Origin of the sequence: Vibrio sp. 1F253 (assembly GCF_041439295.1) — a bacterium.
Classification (GTDB): Bacteria; Pseudomonadota; Gammaproteobacteria; order Enterobacterales; family Vibrionaceae; genus Vibrio; species Vibrio tasmaniensis_A.
This window is the reverse complement of record NZ_JBGONU010000021.1, coordinates 47,632-69,866: the sequence shown is the minus strand read 5'-3', so window position 1 is coordinate 69,866 and position 22,235 is coordinate 47,632. Positions and strand designations below refer to the sequence as shown.

28 protein-coding genes are annotated in these 22,235 nt (G+C 45.2%); all 28 read right to left on the bottom strand.

Features of this window, described 5'->3' with window-relative positions:
- Positions 1-8: 8 nt before the first annotated feature.
- Positions 9-2,750, bottom strand: a complete 2,742-nt coding sequence (locus ACED28_RS12515) for a phage tail tape measure protein (RefSeq protein WP_132815109.1) — start codon at positions 2,748-2,750, stop codon at positions 9-11.
- Positions 2,751-2,862: 112 nt separating this feature from the next.
- On the bottom strand, positions 2,863-3,426 hold the full coding sequence (locus ACED28_RS12510) for a hypothetical protein (protein ID WP_048669344.1): 564 nt from the start codon (positions 3,424-3,426) through the stop codon (positions 2,863-2,865).
- A 60-nt stretch (positions 3,427-3,486) separates the two neighbouring features.
- Positions 3,487-3,609, bottom strand: a complete 123-nt coding sequence (locus tag ACED28_RS12505; protein ID WP_279387738.1) for a hypothetical protein — start codon at positions 3,607-3,609, stop codon at positions 3,487-3,489.
- A gap of 191 nt (positions 3,610-3,800) precedes the next feature.
- The gene (locus ACED28_RS12500; RefSeq protein WP_048669342.1) at positions 3,801-4,289 is read right to left on the bottom strand and encodes a phage major tail tube protein; all 489 of its coding nucleotides are present in this window, start codon (positions 4,287-4,289) and stop codon (positions 3,801-3,803) included.
- Positions 4,282-5,451, bottom strand: coding sequence for a phage tail protein (locus ACED28_RS12495; protein ID WP_132815111.1), 1,170 nt, complete (start codon positions 5,449-5,451; stop codon positions 4,282-4,284). The genes ACED28_RS12500 and ACED28_RS12495 overlap by 8 nt, the downstream gene beginning before the upstream one ends.
- The gene (locus ACED28_RS12490; protein WP_132815112.1) at positions 5,451-5,648 is read right to left on the bottom strand and encodes a hypothetical protein; all 198 of its coding nucleotides are present in this window, start codon (positions 5,646-5,648) and stop codon (positions 5,451-5,453) included. Before ACED28_RS12490 ends, ACED28_RS12495 begins: the two co-directional genes overlap by 1 nt.
- Before the next feature lie 85 nt (positions 5,649-5,733).
- Complete coding sequence (locus tag ACED28_RS12485) at positions 5,734-6,063, bottom strand: tail fiber assembly protein (protein WP_048616551.1); 330 nt, start codon at positions 6,061-6,063, stop codon at positions 5,734-5,736.
- A 7-nt stretch (positions 6,064-6,070) separates the two neighbouring features.
- Positions 6,071-6,868 carry a hypothetical protein gene (locus ACED28_RS12480; protein ID WP_017100934.1) on the bottom strand — a complete coding sequence of 266 codons (798 nt, stop codon included), beginning with the start codon at positions 6,866-6,868 and terminating at the stop codon, positions 6,071-6,073.
- The gene (locus ACED28_RS12475; RefSeq protein ID WP_017100933.1) at positions 6,868-7,404 is read right to left on the bottom strand and encodes a phage tail protein; all 537 of its coding nucleotides are present in this window, start codon (positions 7,402-7,404) and stop codon (positions 6,868-6,870) included. Before ACED28_RS12475 ends, ACED28_RS12480 begins: the two co-directional genes overlap by 1 nt.
- A complete protein-coding gene (locus tag ACED28_RS12470; RefSeq protein ID WP_017100932.1) occupies positions 7,401-8,051 on the bottom strand; it encodes a phage tail protein I in 651 nt (216 codons plus the stop codon). The genes ACED28_RS12475 and ACED28_RS12470 overlap by 4 nt, the downstream gene beginning before the upstream one ends.
- Positions 8,035-9,015, bottom strand: coding sequence for a baseplate J/gp47 family protein (locus tag ACED28_RS12465; protein ID WP_048616553.1), 981 nt, complete (start codon positions 9,013-9,015; stop codon positions 8,035-8,037). The genes ACED28_RS12470 and ACED28_RS12465 overlap by 17 nt, the downstream gene beginning before the upstream one ends.
- On the bottom strand, positions 9,012-9,344 hold the full coding sequence (locus tag ACED28_RS12460; protein ID WP_048616555.1) for a hypothetical protein: 333 nt from the start codon (positions 9,342-9,344) through the stop codon (positions 9,012-9,014). The genes ACED28_RS12465 and ACED28_RS12460 overlap by 4 nt, the downstream gene beginning before the upstream one ends.
- On the bottom strand, positions 9,341-9,934 hold the full coding sequence (locus ACED28_RS12455; protein ID WP_132815113.1) for a phage baseplate assembly protein V: 594 nt from the start codon (positions 9,932-9,934) through the stop codon (positions 9,341-9,343). The genes ACED28_RS12460 and ACED28_RS12455 overlap by 4 nt, the downstream gene beginning before the upstream one ends.
- Positions 9,882-10,358, bottom strand: coding sequence for a hypothetical protein (locus ACED28_RS12450; RefSeq protein ID WP_132815296.1), 477 nt, complete (start codon positions 10,356-10,358; stop codon positions 9,882-9,884). Before ACED28_RS12450 ends, ACED28_RS12455 begins: the two co-directional genes overlap by 53 nt.
- A 10-nt stretch (positions 10,359-10,368) precedes the next feature.
- On the bottom strand, positions 10,369-10,893 hold the full coding sequence (locus ACED28_RS12445) for a phage tail protein (protein ID WP_132815114.1): 525 nt from the start codon (positions 10,891-10,893) through the stop codon (positions 10,369-10,371).
- 316 nt (positions 10,894-11,209) lie between these two features.
- Positions 11,210-11,542, bottom strand: coding sequence for a DUF2190 family protein (locus tag ACED28_RS12440; RefSeq protein WP_132815117.1), 333 nt, complete (start codon positions 11,540-11,542; stop codon positions 11,210-11,212).
- 68 nt (positions 11,543-11,610) lie between these two features.
- Entirely contained in the window at positions 11,611-13,623 is a 2,013-nt protein-coding gene (locus tag ACED28_RS12435; RefSeq protein WP_305368148.1) for a ClpP-like prohead protease/major capsid protein fusion protein, read from the bottom strand.
- A complete protein-coding gene (locus ACED28_RS12430) occupies positions 13,604-15,097 on the bottom strand; it encodes a phage portal protein (RefSeq protein ID WP_207907914.1) in 1,494 nt (497 codons plus the stop codon). The genes ACED28_RS12435 and ACED28_RS12430 overlap by 20 nt, the downstream gene beginning before the upstream one ends.
- The gene (locus ACED28_RS12425) at positions 15,090-15,311 is read right to left on the bottom strand and encodes a hypothetical protein (protein WP_048663569.1); all 222 of its coding nucleotides are present in this window, start codon (positions 15,309-15,311) and stop codon (positions 15,090-15,092) included. Before ACED28_RS12425 ends, ACED28_RS12430 begins: the two co-directional genes overlap by 8 nt.
- On the bottom strand, positions 15,308-17,407 hold the full coding sequence (locus tag ACED28_RS12420; RefSeq protein ID WP_132815122.1) for a terminase gpA endonuclease subunit: 2,100 nt from the start codon (positions 17,405-17,407) through the stop codon (positions 15,308-15,310). Before ACED28_RS12420 ends, ACED28_RS12425 begins: the two co-directional genes overlap by 4 nt.
- Positions 17,388-17,858 carry a hypothetical protein gene (locus tag ACED28_RS12415; protein ID WP_048663571.1) on the bottom strand — a complete coding sequence of 157 codons (471 nt, stop codon included), beginning with the start codon at positions 17,856-17,858 and terminating at the stop codon, positions 17,388-17,390. The genes ACED28_RS12420 and ACED28_RS12415 overlap by 20 nt, the downstream gene beginning before the upstream one ends.
- Before the next feature lie 262 nt (positions 17,859-18,120).
- Positions 18,121-18,363 carry a hypothetical protein gene (locus ACED28_RS12410; RefSeq protein WP_230682700.1) on the bottom strand — a complete coding sequence of 81 codons (243 nt, stop codon included), beginning with the start codon at positions 18,361-18,363 and terminating at the stop codon, positions 18,121-18,123.
- Positions 18,335-18,691: a hypothetical protein gene (locus ACED28_RS12405; protein WP_048663572.1), complete on the bottom strand. Its 357-nt coding sequence runs from the start codon at positions 18,689-18,691 to the stop codon at positions 18,335-18,337. Before ACED28_RS12405 ends, ACED28_RS12410 begins: the two co-directional genes overlap by 29 nt.
- Positions 18,692-18,700: 9 nt before the next feature.
- On the bottom strand, positions 18,701-19,231 hold the full coding sequence (locus tag ACED28_RS12400) for a lysozyme (protein WP_048663573.1): 531 nt from the start codon (positions 19,229-19,231) through the stop codon (positions 18,701-18,703).
- Positions 19,212-19,427, bottom strand: a complete 216-nt coding sequence (locus ACED28_RS12395) for an HP1 family phage holin (RefSeq protein ID WP_048663574.1) — start codon at positions 19,425-19,427, stop codon at positions 19,212-19,214. The genes ACED28_RS12400 and ACED28_RS12395 overlap by 20 nt, the downstream gene beginning before the upstream one ends.
- Positions 19,428-19,608: 181 nt before the next feature.
- Positions 19,609-20,130, bottom strand: coding sequence for a histidine phosphatase family protein (locus tag ACED28_RS12390; RefSeq protein ID WP_048663575.1), 522 nt, complete (start codon positions 20,128-20,130; stop codon positions 19,609-19,611).
- Positions 20,130-21,059, bottom strand: a complete 930-nt coding sequence (locus ACED28_RS12385; RefSeq protein ID WP_048663576.1) for a hypothetical protein — start codon at positions 21,057-21,059, stop codon at positions 20,130-20,132. Before ACED28_RS12385 ends, ACED28_RS12390 begins: the two co-directional genes overlap by 1 nt.
- 20 nt (positions 21,060-21,079) lie before the next feature.
- Positions 21,080-22,150 carry an HD domain-containing protein gene (locus tag ACED28_RS12380; RefSeq protein ID WP_048663577.1) on the bottom strand — a complete coding sequence of 357 codons (1,071 nt, stop codon included), beginning with the start codon at positions 22,148-22,150 and terminating at the stop codon, positions 21,080-21,082.
- Between the last annotated feature and the right edge of the window lie 85 nt (positions 22,151-22,235).

Below are 22,235 nucleotides of genomic sequence, written 5' to 3'. Positions count from 1 at the left end.
ATGCATGGTTATCCTCTATCAATGGCTGACACGTTAATGGAATCGTCGATGGTAAGCCCCGTTAAAGAGTCATATTGGGACTTCATTTGTTGGTCAATTTGAGCGGTAACCTGGGCTGCAATTTTCTGTTCATCCATACCTGGTGCGGCCTGAATAGCGACGTCAGTTTTAAAGATGACATTGGGGGTTTGACGGATGAGAGATTCGTTTTTTTCTTTCTCGACTAACTTTTCAGATACCGTTTCCGAAGCCATGAGTTTATCGTCGGGCGAATCCAGCTTATCGCCAAACCATCCCCCTAAAAACTCACCACCAAGATCGCCTAATAACGAACCGGCTAAACCGCCTATCACAGTACCGACACCAGGGAAGACCATAGTTCCGATAGTCGCGCCAAGACTGGCCCCTCCGATGCTGCCAAGTAGCCCACCACCTTCGGCCAAGGCGGTTTTGGTATCGCCTTCGGTGACGGCCGTTGCGATATTGCCGGCACTGATCGCCATATCAAGCGGCCTAAGTAATTTGCCTAAGCCTGCTTTACCCGCACCTTGAGCCACATCACCAGCTAGCGCGATGCCATCTTGCGCCATCGCAACGCTTGGCATCATCGCTAATGCGCCACCGCCTAACGATAATGGCAAAGCGCCACGGTTGGCCGTCATCATTGTGCTCGCCATGTTGTAAGCTCGAGCAAGTGGGTTTCGTGAACGTAACTTACGTGGAGGCATTCGGCTTTTTGACCGACGACCACTGGCACCCAAACCACCGCCACTTCCTCTCCCGCCACGACCAGAGCCCATACTCATCATGGCTCGGTTTAACCGGCTAAGTTGTTTCGTTGCAAAAGCCGCTGCTCGGCCACTTTGTTGGGTTTCTCGGTTTAAGCCCTTTCGAAACAAGCGCCCTTTATCGAGGGTATTACCAAAGATAAGGGAGGCAGCTTTGCCTGCTAACATCGCGCCTTTGAACGCCAATAAGCCAGCAACACCAATTCCAACCGCAGCCGTAACGCCCTGGTTAGCTTCGGCAAAATCCGCCAATAGATTGATGCCATCACCTAATGGCTCAAGTACCCAATTGAGCGCAGGTAAAAGAGCGGTACCAACGAGCACGCTTAAACGGTTCACCTTGTTGATGAACTGAGAAATGCCGTTTTCACTGGTGTTTATTCGTGCCTCATATTCGTCTTGTAATGACTGAATATGAACGTCTTGCCCTTGCTTAGCTAACTTGAGCGTTTTACGAAATAGATCCGTGTTACCCGCCAGTGAAGCCACAGCCCCTTTCGCTTCCTCACCAAAGATTTGAGTGATTAATGCACTTTGCTCTTCTAATGGCGCATCTCTTATGGCTTCAAGCACTAGCAATAACGTCCCCGAAGCATCGTTTTGCATTGATGTGGCGAGTTCTACTGAATCGAAACCTACGGTTGATAACGCGGTTTGCTGCGCTTTGGTTGCTGCGCCGCCAAGAGTGAGGCGACCTGAAATATTCTTAAGTGCGGTTGCAGAGCGTTCTTCCCCCATACCTGCAGACAACATCGACGCCGAAAGCGCCGCGGCTTCATTAGCGGAGAACCCCGCCATTTTGGCAGACGCGCCTTGCCTAGCCATTACGCCTGCAATGTCGTTAGCTTTCGCATTCGAGTTGTTCGATAAATGGTTGGCAAGGCCAGCAAGGCCCATCGCACCATTTTGATCTAACCCTAATGCTGCTTTAAATACCGCGAGGGTTTCACCCGCTTGGCCAGCTTCCATATCGAAAGCGACACCCATTTGTGCAGAATCGAGCACGAACTGTTTTAACTCGGCTTTGTCTTTGATGCCGCTTTGCCCACCAGCTGCCAACATAGCGTTGATGTCATTGGCGCTCATCGGTATTTCAGTGGAGGTTCTTAGCGACCAATTACGCATGGCATCTGCTTCTTCAGGGGTCATATCGACCACCTTTTTCACATCAGCAAACGAGCTTTCGTTCTTTACTGCCGACCACACCGTCGCCGCTATTGGTGCAGCAGCCATGGCAAGCGACGTCGCTTGACCGCCAATCTCACTCAATTTTGCATCGCGAGTATCAATTCGTGATTGAATTGATTTCATCTCTTTCAAGTGACGGTTTTGTTTGGCGATAGCCGCTGTGGCCTTTTCTGCCTGAGCTTCGAGCTTTCTTTGCTCATCACTCATACGGCCAGTATTGATCCCAGACTCTTTTAACGCGGAGCCCAGCCCTCTGAGTTTTTCGCGCTGCTTATTTTGGCTATCGGTTAGCTGGGTAACCCGTTTACCTGCCGCTTTATAGGCCGCATTCAACTCATTGGTTTTCACCTTGCCCTGGTGAATCTCATCGTTAAATGAATCTAGCCGTTTTTGCGCTTCGTATAACCGATTCTTTAAATCAATGGTCCCTTCGCCCGAGGCCTTTTTCAGTTGAGAATTGAGGCCTTTTATCTCCGCTTGTGTCTTACTGTATTCAACCCGAAGACCCGAAGTTCGATGTTTGTTGTCTTCCAGTTCTTGACTAAGGCGAGTCACCTTTGCTTTAGCATCATCAAGCTGACCGGCTAACTTAGCTGCTCGCTTGCTGGCAGACTCAAAACCATTTAATTGCTTGAGCTTGCCATTAAGTGAGATCACCTCTCCACGCTGGCTTTCAAGTGCCGCGGTTAACCGCTCTGTGGCTGTGGTCGTTGAAACAATGTCCTCAAGACCATTGACGGTGGTATTCAGAACGAGGTTAATTTTCTCGGACATTATTTCACCCCAAGTTTGGCGAGAATAAGCTCATAACGACGCACCGCGACATCTTGTGGCCATCGCCTTAGTTCAGACTCAGATGTATTTCGGTGCATTGGAACGAGGTCGATTAGGCTCTCAACGTCATCGGGCGAAAGTACGCCGCCGATTGTTGAAAAAAAGCGCCCACCTGCGGTTTTAGCGCCAGATAATCATTGATTGAGAGAAAATCAAGATCGGACCTTTGCAAGCCCGTGATCACCTCAAACATGAAATCTTCACGCGCTCGCTCTTCGGTGATGTCCGCCAACGCTTCGGAATGCGCGACTTTAGGAATGGAAAACTTCACCTTATTAATCTTGTCACCTACTTCATTTTCGAAAGGATGCAGCAAGGCAAACTCTACCGACTTACCATTAAGCTGTTCACCCTGCAGTTCATCTGATGGTTTTAGAATCAAATCACAGATGTCGTCATAAAGCTGATTAAAGTCAGGCACCGCTAAGGTTTCGAACTCGTCTTTAGTCACATCACTGCACGCCATAATCACGGCTTTACGTTGTTCGAAGAGCTGTTTAGCCGTGAGTTCTTGTTCGGCTTCGATGTGCGGCAGCTTACGGAACTGCGCAACAGGGATCGTTTTAAGGGTCACGCTTTCACGCGAGAAAAAAGTCAGTTTGCTTTGATTTTTCATGAATTTTTCCCATAAAAAAAGCCACCCGATTTGGGTGGCTTAGGTTTTGATTGGGTAAGGTTAGTGAGAAGGCGATGTGCAGATCTGCATATCGCTCACTTCTCGAACGATCTCTTTCGCTTGCTGAGCCCTTAACCATTGAGCTGGTGAAGAGCCTGTCGTAGAAACCGTCATAAAACCCATAATCTCATCATTGGTAGATTCCGGTTACACGCTCCCGTACGACTGGGATGTGGGTGGCTTTACGATAGCTTGGGAATAAACTCTTTTGCGCAAAGATAACCAATAGTTATTCGCATTAACAAACTCAAAGCTGTCGAGCAAAACAAACGACCATTTCCCATGCCACTGGTCGAGGTGTATCAACACCTCTCCTAACTAATACCCGCCGTCCCCATCAAATCCACACCGCCAACGACGGTCTTACCCGTATCGACATTAATGTCGTGAATGACAGTACCCGTATCGGTGAGTTTGTATGCTTTACAGGTACCTTCAATGGTTACGGTTGGCTTTTCTCCCATCTTCACTGCATCTTTTTTGATGTTGGTGATTGGCCCGTACATCGAGTAAACCTCTTGGTACTTCGCCTGATCGGTGTCTTTTCCTTTTTCCGTCACGTTAATTTGAGCGTTATCCATAAAGAAGCGGCCAAGGGCATTTTGGATTTTTTGGTGATCACCACGTACTTTAAGCGTCCACTTAAGCGGCTCAAAGCCCACGACATCTTCAGACTCGACAAACGAGCCCTCGTTGGACACCGTCTTGGTTTTAATATCAACCGGAGTGAACTCCACGATTTCGTTCATCAGTGGCACAGATTCAATCTGCGCCGAGAGCCGCATGCGAATACGATCAGCCATTGATGACCTCCTCTAGCCACGCTTCGATAAGGCCGTTGTCTACACTCATTTCATAGACCATGTGCTCATTTGGAGCATAGCGACCATAGTTAACACACAAGTACCAACGCCCAGAGGTATAATTCTCTAGGTTGTTTTTGCTTGGGTGCAGGAATGCTTTAAATACTGGGATAACGCCCTGAGCCACCAAGTTTTGGCCCCAGTTCGTTAAACGGTCAACAACTTGATCCATGAACTCTTCGGTAAGCTGCTTACCCATCAGCGGTTGGCTGGTTTCTTCCAGCTTACGCGCCATCAAATCTTCCAAACCGACATAAGAGAGAAAGCGCCCGGTATTAGAGCGGTTGCCAATGATAGACATTCCCCCCATTCTTGTGCGAGCAATCGTCACCACACCATGCTTATTCAGGAAATTGGCTTGAGTGGTTTTATCGTTGATTTTGTATGAAACATTACGAGCAGTTTCATCACAAAGCACCCCTCGATTTTGCGGACTCTCCCAGCCTTCAACTGAGGCCATCGCTGCCACCAAAGCAATAGAAGCAGGCATAAGAGATTGTACGCCATCATAGGTTTTCAAAAACCATGGGTCGATAATCGACAATTTATCTTGTCCCGTCCCTTCCGAGCCAAATTCAGCGGCAAACTCTGCAGCTGCCATATCATTGGTATTTGGGCCATCAAGAACCGGACGACAACGAACATCACGACCAATAAGCGCCAGCTTTTGACCCACGGCTTTCGAGTTAAAGCCTGGCGCCGCAATAATGGTTGGCGTTTCAGCGCACGCCTTAACGGTTTCAAGGCCGGTGATCGCCCCTGTAGAACTGTTTACCCCGCCGATGATATTTGCTTCAGTCACGGATGCGTCCGCATTGGCTTCTACAATAGTGACGTACACAATGCACTTAACGTATTCAAGTAAGTAGCGAACCACATTAGGCAATGTGCCTTGCCTGGTCCCAACGCTATCAAGCGATAACATCGCATGACTGTAATTCCATAAACGCGTTGGCTCGTTATAACTCAAGCCCGTATTCTTGTTTGGGGCGGTACCAATTAAATGAACCACCTGCAATGCAAGTGGTCCCATGCTTGGTTGAGGCTCAATGGTATTAACTTCTACCCCATTGAGTTCAAAATCTTGGATTGACGTGAGCATTACTTGCCCTCTTTTTCCGTGGATTTAGACGACACCTTGACTTCAATCGCTGGCCCTAATTTCCCGTTTTGGATAAGGAAGACCGTTTGTTGAGGCAAAAGATGGATAGTTTTTTCATTTGGAGACACCCAACGACCATTCAATCGAAACTCTTTGATGATCGGGTATTCCAATGTTTTTACTTTTGAGTTCTGCACAGAGAAACGCTCCAATAAAAAAGCCCTTCACATTGCTGCAAAGGGCTTTGTCTAGATACAAAAAAACCGCCTTATGAGAAGCGGTTTATTGGGTTGGCTTTTCTGGCCAAATGACGTCATTTGGATTGGAAAAGTTTTGGGGTAAATCGCGAAGCGCTTGACGGTACGCTGCAAACGCAAGCTTCTTTTCATCTGTAATTGGAGCATCACCCACTTGAGTAAAATCCGTCTCCATAAGCTTTGAATGACGCTCTGCTCGAATAAGTTCCCATAGAGCCTCATGTTCAGCCTCTAGGCAAATCTCTGAAGCTCGATCTTCACTAAAGCCCATTTCGATCAAAATGCCTAGTTCTGCGGGCACATTGTAAAGTGTCTCTCCATTAGAATAAGTCAACTCTTTGATATAGTAACTCATGTCGCCCTCAGTCTTTTGTTACATAACGTTTATCGTTATCTAACGTATAAGCTAGACAACGCTCTTCATAGTCAGGGCCAAGAAATGGGTCATCTATATGATACGCCTTAACTTTCCAGTCAATTTCATAATTTGCCGGCGAAGATATTCCTGCTGACACCTCCCCCTCTTCTCGGCTATACCACAACTGATTATTGAAACTTTTTCTTACGTGATAAGTCAGCCCGCCTCTGAGGTAACACCCACTTCTCAGACCATGGTTTACGACCTGTCCAGAGATAAACCCTGAATATAAAGGCTTAGTACCGTCAATGGGGCGAGCAATACATTTCATGCCAAACTGAACGGCTCGGACAGTTTTTCGGTAGGTTTGAAAAAGTCGTTTGATGGTCAGATAATTTGCATCCCCACTTAATGGGTATCCCGCGCCTTCTATTTGCAGATTTAACCCTGCAATAAAAACATTCCTTGTTCCGAAAGGATCTAGATTTCGGTCTTCCAAGTACCTTCTTGAAATAGTGATTCTTGATCCTCCCTCTTCATTACCTGGCATTTTCCACCAGACTGGATAAAAATAGTCGGTACTCAACCCCGTCAAATCAATCACCGACTCATAGACACTTTGACCATTAATATCTTTTGCTTGAACTTCGCCACGCCAACGCTCAAAGCTATCTTTGGCTTCAACAAATGTTTGATCAATCTCCCCCATTTTACCTGCCACTTCTTGCGACAACGCTTGTGAAGCTGCTGTCTGCTCTGCCGAAGTTCGCTGTAAATCTGTAATCTTTTGTTCAATACTCATTAACCCAGCTCCGTTCTTAGCCGCTCACTCAGCAACAAATGCTGGTGAGCTATTTTAATTTGTGTTGTTCCTAAAGAGATCGTTGCGATAGCAGCGGTCAGGACCTCTTCAGACATCAGTAAATTCACATTCTCGGTCCCGACCTCGATTGTCACGCTGCTGCTCGGCAGTGGCGACACATCCAGTGTGAACTTCTGTAACCAACTCGAATTCGCCGATTTGTATGTCAGTAATGTATTCGGGGCGGAATACACCGCCAACAAAGTACCGGATTCTAAAAAGAACCCCACTTCACGAACTTCATATTCTTGGCTGCCTTTGAATACGGCGCCCATTCTCAATTGTGTTGGGCTGAGCTCCTCCCAATCTAAAATGACTTCGCGTTGAAGTTCGTTTTTCAACGCCTTCTGATCTGTCGTCGGTGTATAACTACGATCACCAACGGCAATGTATTTAATTGCCCCTTTTAGCCCTTGGTGACGAGCGCTAATAAGCTCAGCGAGCCCCGCATCGGTGTATTGCACGATATAACTCATCCTACTGCTCCAAATTCAAAATCAGTTGTAAAAATTAGGCGTGTGGCTGCGCACCAATACAGAGGAGCAAAGCCTGATGATGCTTTAATGTTACCGCTGCAGTGATCGTCTTTCGCAATAACGCTATGTTGCTTCACCGCTGAAAATTCAAACCCAAATTCAGCGCCAAGGGCCATAATGAAATCAACCGTGTCTCGCTCAGACTTAGTGCTCTCAATACGACTTAAGACTCGGGTTGTCGCCGCCTTATCAAGCGGCTGGTTTCGTTGCCATGCGATACATTCAATATGATACGGCGCGTGTCTTGGTTGCATTTGATGCCAAGGTGTCACTTCCACATCACAATCAATCGCATCCAATGCAATAGACAAACCAAATCGCGTTCCTGCTTTTCGATGAATATCAAACGCTTTATCCACCGTTTTACGTTGACTTTCTAGCGTGTCTTTTGGCTGCCAATCCGTTACACCTCGCTCACCCGCAAGCAAAGCCACAAAGGTTTTATCCGTCAATAGGGGTTGTTTGATGTTGGGATACGGACAAAAAGTGGATTGAATAAGTTCTGTCCAAGCAAACTCCAAAGCCTCTTCAATAAGAGAAGCATTATTGGGCTGGACCGATAGAAACGCCTTATTCAGAGCGGACATTCACCATCACCTCCGTACAATGTGGCGCTTCATCCCAAGCGCACAACACATCAACTGCCGGTGCTTGAACCTTGGCCCGTTTCGCACCCAGCTCATAAAAGATATGGGCCACTTCTTCCCGGTCAATGATGCCGCCAAGCCTTTGTGCTTTTTCGGCAAACTGCCAAGCCACAACGACCGCCGACTCTTTTTCGACCTCATTGTTGGGATCCGCTCCTGTAAAAAGCGTCACTTCAATTTGATAAGGTTTAGGCGTTGCCGCTTTTACCGTGACCTCATCCGACTCTTGCGCGATATCATCGCGATTTAAGTATTGTCTTGCTCTTTCAAGCAAGGTCGAACTTGGAACACCATTGGGTGATGTGTGGCTTAATAACGCCACACAAACTTTTCCTGAATTAGGTTCAAGCATCCTGGCTTGCGCATCTTTGATAGGGTTAGGTAAGGATGTTTCAGGAAACTCATAACGCATTACCAGAGCATCTTTTTCAGAGTTCACCGTAATGGTTGGCCGCTCTTCTAAAGTCATGGCATGAAAACGATAACCAAGCCGAGTACCGGTGGTATGAAACTGGAAAGGCGCCAAATCAAAACGCTGAAGCAAACTTTCATTAGACTCCATCACCGCTGGTTTTGCGGGGAAAACGGTATCATCACCGGCTTCAATAACTTGACGCTTCAAACTGTATTGCAACGCCAACAGATCCACCATTTCGGTATCGGTCACGTACTTACGAAACATCTGCAAAGCTTGATGATTCTGCTCTCGTATTTCAGCGGTTCGTTTTAAGACAAACGCTTGTGTCACCTGTGCGAGAAGCTCACCTTGATTATTAAAAGCTTCACGTAAGTGCTTCGCTTTATCTTCATCTCGCTGAGCGCAATATTTCACCGCAAAATTGATGTATTCATTCAGCAAAGATTCAAAGTTAGGCTCACTGAAAGCTTGAGGTTTATTACTCATAATGCACCACTCAATTGCAGAGGTTCCCCGCGCCATGTTCCCGAGACTTTCACTCTAAATCCATTCAAGTGTGGGATTGCTTGGCACTGAATACCTTGATAATCCGTTAACCCATTCAATGGGTTGGATAAAGCCTCTAGCGTTAGATTTTGAACTATCATGGCTTCGGTGGGTGTCTGCTGCTTTCCCAAACGCGAAACCGCTCGATTGCCAACGCCTCGGCGTTTTACTCGTGAACTGACTTCTGTCGTTAGTACCTTTGCAAAACGACAGCTCAAGGCACTGGCACCGGTTACGGTGTGTCCTGTTTTGGGATCAATACCAATCATTGTTGTTGCTCCGTTGGCTTGGTTTTCGCAGGACCAGGAAGTATGCCTGGATGATCGTGTTCGTTATAAATCTCTCGGTCAGCTTGCATCGAACGAGTATGATCGGTGACCTCTCCAGTAGCTTGATAATCCCCATCCTGCCAAGTATCACCATAGATCTTCATGCCCCCTGGATACCGGCAAATAAGAGAGCCGTCATCGAGGTTATAAAGCTCTGACATGCCGTTACCGTAATCGGTCATCACCTCGTTCTCTTTGACTGTTGGGCTTTGAAAGTGAGTAGAAGGTAATCCCATTAACGCCACGGCATTGTTTAAGTTGTCACCGCTTCCCAAATTCATCAGCAAACACTGCTCGTTAACTGAAGGGCGCCGATAATGGCTGACCCTTCCTGCCGCAAGCACAAAAAAAGGGATCCTCTTTACAAGATTATCCCCTGTCTGAATATCGACGGTGTTTGCCTCTGCTTTCACAACAACACCTAGGCGCAGTAGATTGGCCGAAGCGCGATTGTTCTCTTCTAACTCTTCATGTAATTCAAGAACCTTCTTCTCTAATGCGCTCACATGTTTCATCAGCTTGGTTAGCATGGTGGGAGCCCCCATCAATGTAATGCCAGCTCTCTTCTACTGGGCCTAATCGAATACGCTGCTTCATCGTCACGGTTCGTGCAAACACCCCATTTTTTGGATCAAATTTGCTAGGAAGATTAGACACCACTGCCGCACCGTCTAAATCGCTCGACGCACCAAATTGTTGATTCAGCAATTCTCGCTCTACACGCGTTGAAGCGTCCAACGCTTCCAAATCAAACCCATCCATGGATATAGGTACTTCAACCAAGAACCTCAATTCAATGTCATGAAGGTGACGCCCGTCGTTGGCATATTCATTCACCGGCTCGGCCTCGCCAATGTGATAACTGATGGTGGTGTTGGCCAACTCCACCGCTTGGCGTCGATAAACAGTATCGACCTTAAGCGTAAGCCGCTGCTCTAAGTGATTGACCACCAATAAGACCCACTCACGCGGCGAGCGAAAGAACGTGTTTGAATTCACGATGAAAAAACGCCTCAAATTTACGATTAATATCGGGTAAGTAGTTCTCAACAATCGAATCCACATCATCCGCAATATCGATTTCGACTCTTTCTATGGGAGATCTCGACTTACCGCGCCTTCGCCATACCAAGAGTTCATCGCTATCCATCGGAGAAATAAACGCGCCAGCAAAAAAATGCTCACCCACTCGGACACCTAAGCGGTTTTGAACGGGCTTACCCAGTCGGTGAACACCAATATCACGCACACCAATCCACAGCTTCGACACGCGACCGTTTTTGTACACTCGAAATCGCGAACGCAGCGCTTTGTTATCAATACTGAGCTCATAGCCAAGCTCTGCCATCGATACCCCTCGTAACCATCGAGAGGTGAGCGAAGCCGCGCGAAGTACTGCTTTCGGAATTTCTTCTGAAAACGCTTCATAACGACGAATAAACTCAGTATCTAAAAGCAATTGGGAACGACTAAAATTCAGACCACTCATGCTGCGCACCTTGGGGATCGAATACCAGGACGTATTCCCTCATAAGCTGACTCGTCCCGTTGGGACTTTTAGCCGCTGTATCAAACACTAACCGGTACCGTTTATCGCGATAAAGCAAAATACAGCTTTCAGGGAGCTCAGAATCCGTAGCCAGTAAATGCACTTGATTCACGCCCTTCTCGTGACTTCGGATGTATCCGATTACTTCAATCTGCTTCCCTTGTGGGGTCATCACAAAAAGAGGACGACCAAAACAGCGTTGGATAGATTGACGAATAAGACGCCGAGCCGATTCAAACTCACTCATCACGACTCGTTAAGTCACAAACTCAGTGAGTACACCGCCAGTCAGAAGCACCCCACCATCAATGAACACCCCAACCGGTTGAGACACGTCCCCCGATTCCGCGGGCTTTGTCTTGGTAAACTCACCGTTTTTAAAGTAAGCCGCTTCGGAGGCAAAGCTCACGCTATCACCGGCTTTAATCGGGCCATCAAAATGACCTTGTGTGTAACACACCACCGTCTCGCCGGCTTTCGCCGTAAAGTTGGGCACCACTAATAAAGCTCCAAGTAGACAAGGGACATCTTTCTTAAAACCACCCGTTGGCACGGTCGCCACAATCTTTTTCCCATCGCTTAAACGCATATTGTCACCATTAAAAAAGGGCAAGCCATGCTCACCCTATCAATCAAATCAAACTGTTCTTCCAAGCTTTACTTAAAGATCGCTTGGGCAATACCACGGCGATCTAATACCTTCGACATCAAGTCGTAAGTAATACGGAACTTGGCACCATCGCTGCTCCAACCGTCGCCCGTTTCTAACCATGGGTCTTGCTGGCCATCTAAGAAGCCCATCACTACGGTATCAAAATCTTTACCTGTCAGCGCCAGTGAGCCATTCACCTCGCTTAAACGCGCAGTTTCAATCACCTTGCCGAATTTTTTATAGGCTGGGTTAAAGGCATCCGGTTTGCTCGCGGTGTTCAAAACCGCTTCAAACATTGAAGCATGATCCGGACTCGCAATCAGGAGCTCACCACGAAGATCTAACGCATCGCCTTGACCCGCTTCACCATCCAGTGGGATGGTGGTTGCCGTCGCAAAGACCTTATGCAAAGCCATAATCATCGCCGCGTAATCGCCTGCTGGAATGTCATTGATGAAATTACCCCAGCCTTTGTCTTTGCCCGCTTTAAATACATTGCCACCATCGGCCATCTTGCCTGCGAGGATAGCGTTAAACATCAGCTTGTCTGACAGACGATAACCGGACTGCATGAATTTACGAGGCACCTTCGCCACTAAGCCAATTTCATCATTAATGATGGCATGACGAGTGAACTGGATTTCACGCCCAAAGGTCGCAAGCTGAATGCGCTCACCGCTGCCTTTTAAGATCGCCGCTTTGTATTCGCCATCTTCCGCTATTTTCATCAAGTCCGGCGCGTCATTAACCATCACTAGCTCCGTTTCACGAAAATCCGTCAGGTTCTCTACGTTAGCCAGTTCACGCCACATCGGGGATCTTGCTTGCGCTTCATCGCGCATCACGGTTCGGATACCTTCGGTGATGATGTCGCCAAAATCACCGGAGTTAAACGCTCGGTTCACCAATTCACTCTTGGTAATAGCGCTTCGAGCATTCACATCGAGGCAAGCGCGCGCCATATTCAATAATGACTCATGACCGAACGCGTTGTCTTTTTCTAAATTCTCAACACCACAACGTGCATTCAATGCATTTTGCAGTTCGTCTTTGACATGGTTACCGTTACTAAGTCTCATGTGTATGGCCGTCAAATTCGCTTCAGGCTCTTGCTGACCTGCCGCTGATTGGCTGCCAATACTTTCTAAAATCTTAGTGGATGCCTGTCCCACTGAGCACGATAAGTCAGCCAGCATTTCATTGGTGAGTGCCTCGCTGACTTTATGTTGAGCACACAACGCACGAATATCTGCTTGGCGTTGGTTCTCTGCTTTTACAGCGTTTTGTAATTCTTCATTTGGTTTCGGCATGTCGCTTACCTGCTTAGGTTTGTCTATTTGAGGTTCATTTGGCCGAGCAGACGCTGCTAAAGGTGTCGATTCATTCACCTGTTGCGTTAGCGAATTCATCAACTCGGCTGGCGCTTGTTTGAAATTCTTAAAATCAGATTCATCGAGGTTTTGTAATGCGTTACTAAGGTCGACCGCTTCAACCACCTCATCAACAATCCCCCACTCTTTAGCGGCTTGCGCCGTGAACCACGTTTCTTTGTCCATGGCAGTCAGTACCTCTTCAAGAGGTTGACCCGACTTTTCAGCGTACGCTTCAGAAATGGTCTTGGTCGCCGCTTGCAACTGTTGAAACGCTGAGTTGATTTCCTTCTCACCGCCCCACGCTCCGATAGTAGGGTTATGGATCATCAACATGGCATTTTCAGGCATACGGATAGAGTCACAGGCAAGCAGGACATAAGTCGCAATGCTTGCGGCCATGCCATCGACAATGCCCATCACCTTTCCTTTATGCGCCTTCAGTGCGTTATACATTGCAAGACCTTGGTAAACGCTGCCCCCACCACTGAGCATTCGCAATTCAACCTCTTTATTGTTGGCCACTTGCAACGCCGCAATGATTTCCATTGCATCAATATCCCAAGCACTGATATCTCCATGCACCCAAATCTTAATCACATCGGCTTCGTTCTTAAGCGTGTACCAGCTATTCTTTGGTTTTGGCATTGTTTGTCTCTTCTTTTTGATTGTTGAGCTTCACCGCATGAGCAGGGTCCGACGTACTCACGATGTGCATATCGTTCATTTGTTGACGTTCAGATTGAATTTCGCGACGAGTCGACAACGGGTTAATATTACGTTCACGTTGTGCATGACTTAAGGAATGCAAACCTAAACGGGTTCCTTTTTCGACGCCTACCATTTCTTTGCTAGGGTCAATCCATGGCATCACTGGTGCCTGATAGATTGCATTAAAAATAGAGTCTCGCTTAACCCCTGCGGGGATGTTGACTTCACCGGCTAACATCGCCATCTGCAAAGCATGCCGATACTGTGGACGAGTCCAACCTAAAACGAACTTTCGCTGCAGCACTCGATAACGACTGAACGAATCGATTAACTCTTGGCGCTGAGCGGAATAACTGCCGTTGCTATAGTCTCGGGTGACGCTAGAGTTGTTCACTCCTGCACCGCCACTGGCTAATCGAAGCTGGGCATTTCGAAAAGGGCTGCTCATGGTTTCTTTTCGGTTGTTCTCCACCACCCCTGCATCTTCACCGGGTGCCAGTTCAAACGAATTTCCCATCCCTAAAAACAAATCGCCGCCGCGATCGAACGCGTCCGTTGTATTTGAATTCAATGTCGGATCTCGTTTTATGTAATAAGCAAAACGACTCGCTATCTGGGCACTAATACGCTCAGATTGGTCGTAATCTTCGATGTCATCGACCAAATCCAAAATGGAATGCAAAAGGGAAATGCCACGGTTTTGATGAAAACGCCGAGTAAACTTTAAATGGCAGACAAACTGCGCATCGACATCAACGAACTCAAACCCTCTTGAGTCTCTCTGAATCAAATAGCTCACAGCCTGCCCGAGCTTGTTTCGCTTGATACCTTCAAACAGCCCTCCTTCAGCTTCCGTTATGTGGGAAGGAATAAAATCAGGCTCAAAGGGTTGCACCGCAAAGGGCGTCTCTGTTGGGTAATTCAAATCACTGTGCTTACCCATGAACATTCGACAAAACACCTCGCCATCACGAAACCATGTTCGACCCGCAAGCCACTCCGTTTCCGCGCGAGAATGTTCAGCATCGATGTTTTGATTTAGAGAAAAGTTCTCCCACCAGGTCATGATCGCCTGAGCGCATTCGACATGCACTTCCCCTTTGTGGTTTAGAGGCTGAGGCTCCACCATGATGCCATTCGGACCAATCACATTGGCACAAAGCTCATCCAAAATGGCCGTAACAAACGGGTTATTTTCATCCATATGTCGGGCACGTTGATACACCGCTTTCGCGCCTTTGTTCAACGAATTGGCATCGCCTTTTGATTGTTTATTTGTCTTTTTGGTGTGCGGATTACGGGGAAGTGCTGCATTGTATTTATTCAAAAGCCGTCTGTCATAGGCACGTTCCAACCCTTTCCTAGGACTGAATATGGCCACGAGCTTGTCGAGCAAGTTTTGGCTACTCAAGATAATTTCTCCGTATCATAGAGCGTCGTCCCCCTTGAACTTGCAGAGCGATAATGCGCTGCAAACGCTCTATCTCTTTACGCACCGTCGCTAAACTCGCCAAGGTCAACTCTTCATCTTCTGCCGTCTTAACCGACTGTTGCTGTAAGATTTTCTGTTCGGCTTCGAGGTACCACTGCAAACGTTCTTGATTGGTCGGTATCACTAAACTCATCCGAAAATACCTCTTGAGTGGTTATAACGTTTCTTAGGCTTGCGCTCGAAAACAGGCTGTAAGTCAGCATCAATCACATTCGGGTTAATCTGCCATTCAGACGCCCAAGGGGGTGCGCTTTCCCAATGGATGTCATCACCACCAAGAAAGTGCATCCCCGCTTCGGCATACGCGCATAAATCAAAACTTTCATTACGCGTCTTATCAGGGCAAATCCATTGGCCTTTTTCATCGATGAATTCCGCCGTCAGTTCATCAAACCACTCTCTTTCCGCCCAGGCGGGCAAATGGAAATACCGAGAGCCAAATTCTTCACGGGAATAGCTGGCCACCACACGGTTTTTTAGTCGATTGGTGTGCAGCAGTAATAAAGGGATCTCACCATGCGCCAGTTTGCTGCGCTTATCTGGATAAGATTCTTTAATCAGTGAATCCATATCTTTGTTGCTGGCCCCTTTCACAAGTCGAAACAAATGGGCCAACCCTTTCGCTTTAAGGCGGTTATAAAACTGATAAGCAAAATCGGTCACTGAGGTTTTCTTACCGTCTTTTTCAGAAGCCGAACCACCAGAATCACACAGTGTTAATATCGGTTTCATGACTCGCCCACTGCCATCGGCAACGGGGTAAGTTTTCTTGATCACCTGGTCGATGAGTAGGTCCCAATCTTCCGCGTAAATGGCAGGGTTAATACGATCACCATTTCGATGTGGTGTCGTTAAAATTTCAAAGCGGTCGATCACCCAACGTTGCAGACCTTCGCCAAACACTTGAGCTTGAACCACAAACCGAGCATTGGATTTACCACCTTGAACATCAATACTCATGATCAAGAAACGGCCACCAACAGGCACAACCCCACGCAAATAAGGATTGCCTTTGGCTTTTTCCATCAGCTCATGAACACCAATGTCTTTTCCTTCGATTTGTAAGATATAAGGACGGCCAACATCAATGTTATAAAAAGACATCAAAGAATCTTCATCACCGCTATCTTCATACAAGGTTTGAGCCGTGAGATAACGATAAACTAAGTTCTCCCAACTCTGGTAGGCCGCTACGACACCTTCAAACCCAAACGACGCCCATTTAGACTGGCGTATTTTGTCTTCATCCGTGACCTCTTCACCAAACGAGTCCACCGCCCCTTCACGAAACCAACGGGCCGCTAAACTTTTTTCTTGTTTTTGGTGCTCATCAATACGGTGCAAACAACGTGGACATTGGCAATAAGTAGACTTGGCCACATCTTGAGGATCTGAATACTTGTCTTCCCAATGCAAAGTTTCAAAATCAGGAAGGAACCAAAAACCACAATCATCACACTGCCAATAGAAACGCCGACGATCACCTTGATTGTAGAGCTGAGCAATTCCCCCACACGGCTGGGCTTCATGAGGGCCGAGCTCTGCCGGTGACTTAGGTTGGCGAACGAGACGCCCTGGTGAACTTTCTGCCATCGCCATCCCAGAAGACTTTGCATTCTGAATCCGCTTAAGCATCAGCTGAAATTTGCTCCCTTCTTGCCCTACGCCATCATCGGCCCGATCGTAATCCGAACAACCGGCGTAACGGAACGTTTCGGCAGATAAACTGCTTTCGGTCGCAGAGTCCAAACTCAAATTCATCCCATTAAGAAAGTGCTTAAACGTGAGCGTATCGTCGGATTTCCGACCGGTTCGTAGCTTGTTGATCTCTTCCGTCGCAGCAAAGCAACGAGCAAGATCCTTTTTAGACATACTCTCTGCTTTCTTTTTTGTAGAATAGATCAGCAACATATCGCCAGGGTCTTGCGTCACCGTATAATTAATCCACCCTTCAACCAGCCCCTTAGTTTTACCTGAACGCGCTGGCCCCATTAAAATCACCGCTTCGTAAATACGGCGCGATAAACACCTCATCGGCTCTCGAATGTAAGGAACTTGACTCGATAAGAACTTCGTCACATCCGTCCCATCAGAAATCCACAAACCTTCATCAGCGGCAAGAACAGGACTTTTATTGGCAGGTCGACACAAATAAGCCAACTTTCTTCTTATTTCTGCGGCATCCGCAAACTGAACACCTAAACGGGGATCAAACGTTTTCAAGCTCATTTGCAATTGCCTTCAAATCGAAATTCAATAATTTATCCAAATATTCAAGCTCTTGCGGTGTGGCACTGGTTATCGCAGACTCAACACGAGTAATCACTTTCTCTTTAAAACTCTTCACACTGGCAAGGCAAGTACCAATTTCAAGCTCATAGTCAGCTTTATCCACACATTCACCGGTCTCGTTCAAAAGCGCCAATTTTTCACGTTCCGACTGGATATAAGCCCTAAGCTCTGCGGCCGTTTTAAAACCCATCAAATCCGGAGCATCACTTTCTTTAATCATTGCTTTACATAAATACGGGGCAACTTGAACCACATCGTAAAGGGGGATATTGCCTTTATAGGCGATTGGCTCAATGCCTGCAGACTTAAGCTTTTTTCGGATCGTAGAGCGGTGATAATCGAACGCTTCCAACTCGGTTAAATTCCAAAGTCGTTTTTCATTATTCATTGAAAGCCCTCTGAATGAGTCTCGTCTCTCCGAGTGTCACGCCCTTATTCGCATTAAGCTGACGTTGCTGATTAATGAAGTTCTTTCAAACTCTGCTTGTTCCTTTTTGAATCTGTATTTGCGCTTACATATAAGGAGTTTCAGCAGTGAGCTGAATATGATCATGGCTAACAAGCAAGACAGCGAGGAACCCACGCTTGCACACCCTCGTAAGGAATGAATTGCTGACAACAACGGATGACGACCAACCAAGTAGTCAGTGTTATTCGCCCATATTTGTTATCGCACTCTCGTAGCCATAAAAAGTACGTAAATACTCGATTTGGTCAGCACAATTGCGCCAAGCTTCTAACCACACCGGGTCGCGCTCGACCGCTTCACCGTAAGTTTTAGGCGGAGAAGTAAAAGGCTGGGGGCAAGACGTCAGATAAACCGCTGGAGGAAGAACTAATCGGTCTTGGTATTCAGTGATGACCTCAGTGGTAGTACAACCACTCAAAAGCATCAGGAATAGGCACATCTGCACATTCTTCATGAACCAGTACCTCTTTTATTTGGGTCACTGTGCGAATCGTTTCAGTATTCCGCTCGGCCTTAGCTAGCAATAAAACATCAGCGGCCCGTTGCGCTTGCCGAACTTCATCACTTAAGGTTTTAACGGTGATAGAAAGTGATTTATTTTTGTTAAGTGAGTCTTGAAACTGCCCCTGAAGCTCACCGTAGCGCTTTGCTTGCACCTTGGTTAACTCAAGTAGATACGCAGAGAACGCGAAGCTACCAAGCAGCAAAATAACCAAACCTATCAACAAAGCATTTTTGATAGAGAAGTTCATAAAGCCCCCTTATAACCAGCCATTCAAACAAGCTTGTTGTTCTAATTCGCGACGTTTCACGATCCCTGAGCATTGACTCTCAGGGTCCCTGCAGTTTTTGCCGTTAACATAGACCCAACGTGAAAATTCGAGGCACGCTTTTAAGGGTTGGTTTTGGTTAAATAACTTAAGCATGGTGGAGCGTTTAAAGTTGCCAACGCCAAGGTTGAACACAAAGCTCACTAGCACATCAAATTGGGCTTGTGTCACGTCGCCCGTTAGATACTTGTTTACTGAATTTTCGGCACTTTTCACATCAGCGATGAAATTACGGGCGATTTGCTCTTGGGTCACAGTATCGCCTTGCCTGACACCTTGAGTATGGCCAAGGCCATGAGTCCAGACTTTAGCGCTGCATCGGTAAGCTTGAGTTCGACACCCTTCGAAATTGGCAATATGCCTTAAGCCTTGTTGGCTCGTTCGCAAATCCGAAATTAAGTTAAAAGCAAGCGCGAGCACGACAGCGACTGAACACACACCCTTAGAGATCGCGCTTCGCATAAACTTTCACCGCTTTTTCTGGATTCGCTTTGATTATCTCTACGATCTTTTTTTTGTAATACCGGTTAGTAAAATAAGTCACTATCACAAAAATCAAACCTATGACGCTGACCCAATCTTGCAAAGTCAATGCACCAAAGCCTGCATAGGCCAGAGCACTCACGTATGAAACGAAAGAACTGATTTTCTCTTGCATATTGCGCTCACAAAAAAGCACCCGACTTTCACAATAGAAAGGGGTGCTTTGTCAGTTATAAACGGTAGAAACGAAAAAACCCCGCCGAATGGGCGAGGTTTCCTAATGTGACAATAATGCATCGTTCTTAATCACCTGTCAATGTTAGTAGTAACAAATACAAGTAAGTCTAATAAGAAGGTCAACTGGTTGTGGGAAGAACAACTGAAAATTCCGCTGACCCACAACACTCAAGTTCATTCAGTCGCTCGATTCCTAGCAACTGAACGCTTTGTCTATAAAAAGCTGAATGTCCGATAACAACGCAGCTTTTTACATTCATTTTTTTTGAATATTTATCATAAAACGATATTATTCTCTCACTGAAAGATTCAATTGTCTCAACGGAACTACACAACTCCATTTCCTCTCGATTTTTTTTAGATTTCACGTGACCTTCAAAAAACCCAAAGTCTCTTTCAATAAGAAGTGGCTCTTCAATATACTCGCAATCATCATACCGTAAAGCAAACCAATTAGCTGTCTGTTGCGCTCTTAACAAAGGGCTAACCAAGACAATCTCCGGTTTGTTTTTACGAATCAAATCCAAAGCATTGAAGAGTAACTCCTCGTTAAAATATTCTACAGCAATATTTCGTCTTCCTGCAAATAGGTTATCAGTGCTATATGAAGTTATTCCATGTCGGATATAAACAACTTTCATTAAAAAACTAAAGATGCATGAATTGGATGATTTTTTTCATATTTTGAGTTAAACATCTTATTTAACTCATTTTCAAACTCTTTAGACAGTTCCGATAACTCTACGTATTTATTATTTTCTTTTCTTTTACTTTCAACTACTGAGTCCAACGACTGTCTAACAGACTCTTTGGAAATTTCCGTCAAGAAATAAGAATACTGTTCTTTCAACACATGAAAGTCATCACCAAAAATATGTGCGATTCTTGCAATCGGTGATAACTCTAGAAGATCATATGTTTTATTCAATTTTTCTTCGCGTGAAAGACCGTGAGTTTCAGCAACGGTAATCAACCCTGAAAAATATAACAATTTCCTAGAAAAACGTAGTTTTATTTTACGGACGCCCCAACTTTTACCCTGTTCGGAGACTTTGTATTGATAGTCAGTACATATAGTTCTGTAATAGCGAATGACATCATTCAACATGAATTTGTTTATGCTCTCATTTGGAACTGATGATTTGATATATTTATCTAGTATTTCTCTTTTCAAAGAAATATACATATCTTCGTTGTAAAGCCATTTACTTTCCAGTAAATAAAGCATCCTTCTTGTAAATGCCTTATTACTATCCAATTCACCACCGAAATTATTCAGTAAATCTGAACTCTCAATAACAGCTCCAAATGTACCTGTACCACCAACATTCTTCTCAACATACTTACTGATGATTTCATCTATAGTTTGTTCTACTTGTTTAACTACACTTGAATCAAGTTTAGCTGATGATATTAAATACCAGTCCATATCAGACTGATCCGATGCTTCTTCTCGGCCAAATGATCCGGTAACTACAAGACACATATTTGAATCAAGAATACTACATTTCTTGAATTCTTCTTTTATTTTAAAAATAATATCGTCTGTATGTTTTTTTCTTTGTTCCATAAAGCCTTTACCTTGCCTACTTATATTAATTTAAATTGTTCATTTGGCGATATAACATCGTCAAAGTACTTTATATTCTTTCTGACTTTTTTTCTATTACATAAAAACCTGTTATTTACATATTCGCCAACAGATTTAAATTCATCAAAATCAACATTGAGATTTATATAATAATCCCTTTCAACAACATCAAACTCTTTTGATTTCAAAGAAGAATTTGAGTTTATAACTTTCGGCTTAATACGATGAAGATTAGTAGAGAAGTCTTTAAAAATAGGCCTTATTCCGGTTAATAAAGATAATTCATTTTTATAAAAACTAGATTCATCAATTCTCTTTTTGTTATCATGAAAATATTCTCTTGACATATGATCAGCAACAGCTCCCACCCCGCTATTTATTAATAGCTTATATGCAGTGTTTTTCCCATGCCAAAATTGATCCAATATCTTTACGTCATTTTTTTCATTACTACAAAAAGATGCTTTTGCTATTGAATATTTGTTATATGATAGTATCTCAGGCAAATATCCTAAGCTTTTATGAATCCCATCAATAGTATCTACATTTATAGGTGAATTAAATATATCACTAAATTCTTCATTAGAATTTTGCTCCATCAAATTCAATACATCATAAGAGTTTACTTTTGAATCCAGTATTTTTTTTAAACTTTTCCCTATATCTTCTTTTCCATTAACAATACTGTGACCTGCAATATGATGGTCGACACCAAATTCTTCAGCAAAAGATGGTTCCATGCTATGTGAAAAAGGAGCATGGCCAATATCGTGTAAAAGAGCAGCAGCCACTATATGATCTTGAGTTTCTTTGTTATAGCCTCTTTCTTTACAAACATATAAGGCTAGCTTTGCCACATCCAATGAGTGCTTATAACGATTTTGTTTATTATCTTTATAGACATAATCTATCGCCCCAAGGAATGATACTCGCAAAAGACGAGTAAACGCTTGAGATTCAATGATTTTTTTATAGAATTCATCACACTTTAATTCATGTTCAAGAGCACTATCAAATTCACTATCGAACTCACATTCCGTGCGATAAATCTCATTTTTTATGTTAAACATAAACACTCATATTAATCACAGATATACATGGACAAGGTAAGAAGTCTACAGACCTCACTTTCTAGAGTCTAGCATCAACTTAAAT

What these genes read in the sequence shown, in the direction of transcription:
- ACED28_RS12515 (WP_132815109.1), bottom strand. Translation starts at nt 2,750, where the DNA reads ATGTCCGAGAAAATTAACCTCGTTCTGAATACCACCGTCAATGGTCTT.
- ACED28_RS12510 (WP_048669344.1), bottom strand. Translation starts at nt 3,426, where the DNA reads ATGAAAAATCAAAGCAAACTGACTTTTTTCTCGCGTGAAAGCGTGACC.
- ACED28_RS12505 (WP_279387738.1), bottom strand. Translation starts at nt 3,609, where the DNA reads ATGGGTTTTATGACGGTTTCTACGACAGGCTCTTCACCAGCTCAATGG.
- ACED28_RS12500 (WP_048669342.1), bottom strand. Translation starts at nt 4,289, where the DNA reads ATGGCTGATCGTATTCGCATGCGGCTCTCGGCGCAGATTGAATCTGTG.
- ACED28_RS12495 (WP_132815111.1), bottom strand. Translation starts at nt 5,451, where the DNA reads ATGCTCACGTCAATCCAAGATTTTGAACTCAATGGGGTAGAAGTTAAT.
- ACED28_RS12485 (WP_048616551.1), bottom strand. Translation starts at nt 6,063, where the DNA reads ATGAGTTACTATATCAAAGAGTTGACTTATTCTAATGGAGAGACACTT.
- ACED28_RS12480 (WP_017100934.1), bottom strand. Translation starts at nt 6,868, where the DNA reads ATGAGTATTGAACAAAAGATTACAGATTTACAGCGAACTTCGGCAGAG.
- ACED28_RS12475 (WP_017100933.1), bottom strand. Translation starts at nt 7,404, where the DNA reads ATGAGTTATATCGTGCAATACACCGATGCGGGGCTCGCTGAGCTTATT.
- ACED28_RS12470 (WP_017100932.1), bottom strand. Translation starts at nt 8,051, where the DNA reads ATGTCCGCTCTGAATAAGGCGTTTCTATCGGTCCAGCCCAATAATGCT.
- ACED28_RS12465 (WP_048616553.1), bottom strand. Translation starts at nt 9,015, where the DNA reads ATGAGTAATAAACCTCAAGCTTTCAGTGAGCCTAACTTTGAATCTTTG.
- ACED28_RS12460 (WP_048616555.1), bottom strand. Translation starts at nt 9,344, where the DNA reads ATGATTGGTATTGATCCCAAAACAGGACACACCGTAACCGGTGCCAGT.
- ACED28_RS12455 (WP_132815113.1), bottom strand. Translation starts at nt 9,934, where the DNA reads ATGCTAACCAAGCTGATGAAACATGTGAGCGCATTAGAGAAGAAGGTT.
- ACED28_RS12445 (WP_132815114.1), bottom strand. Translation starts at nt 10,893, where the DNA reads ATGAGTGGTCTGAATTTTAGTCGTTCCCAATTGCTTTTAGATACTGAG.
- ACED28_RS12440 (WP_132815117.1), bottom strand. Translation starts at nt 11,542, where the DNA reads ATGCGTTTAAGCGATGGGAAAAAGATTGTGGCGACCGTGCCAACGGGT.
- ACED28_RS12435 (WP_305368148.1), bottom strand. Translation starts at nt 13,623, where the DNA reads ATGCCAAAACCAAAGAATAGCTGGTACACGCTTAAGAACGAAGCCGAT.
- ACED28_RS12425 (WP_048663569.1), bottom strand. Translation starts at nt 15,311, where the DNA reads ATGAGTTTAGTGATACCGACCAATCAAGAACGTTTGCAGTGGTACCTC.
- ACED28_RS12420 (WP_132815122.1), bottom strand. Translation starts at nt 17,407, where the DNA reads ATGAGCTTGAAAACGTTTGATCCCCGTTTAGGTGTTCAGTTTGCGGAT.
- ACED28_RS12415 (WP_048663571.1), bottom strand. Translation starts at nt 17,858, where the DNA reads ATGAATAATGAAAAACGACTTTGGAATTTAACCGAGTTGGAAGCGTTC.
- ACED28_RS12410 (WP_230682700.1), bottom strand. Translation starts at nt 18,363, where the DNA reads ATGCTTTTGAGTGGTTGTACTACCACTGAGGTCATCACTGAATACCAA.
- ACED28_RS12405 (WP_048663572.1), bottom strand. Translation starts at nt 18,691, where the DNA reads ATGAACTTCTCTATCAAAAATGCTTTGTTGATAGGTTTGGTTATTTTG.
- ACED28_RS12400 (WP_048663573.1), bottom strand. Translation starts at nt 19,231, where the DNA reads ATGCGAAGCGCGATCTCTAAGGGTGTGTGTTCAGTCGCTGTCGTGCTC.
- ACED28_RS12395 (WP_048663574.1), bottom strand. Translation starts at nt 19,427, where the DNA reads ATGCAAGAGAAAATCAGTTCTTTCGTTTCATACGTGAGTGCTCTGGCC.
- ACED28_RS12390 (WP_048663575.1), bottom strand. Translation starts at nt 20,130, where the DNA reads ATGAAAGTTGTTTATATCCGACATGGAATAACTTCATATAGCACTGAT.
- ACED28_RS12385 (WP_048663576.1), bottom strand. Translation starts at nt 21,059, where the DNA reads ATGGAACAAAGAAAAAAACATACAGACGATATTATTTTTAAAATAAAA.
- ACED28_RS12380 (WP_048663577.1), bottom strand. Translation starts at nt 22,150, where the DNA reads ATGTTTAACATAAAAAATGAGATTTATCGCACGGAATGTGAGTTCGAT.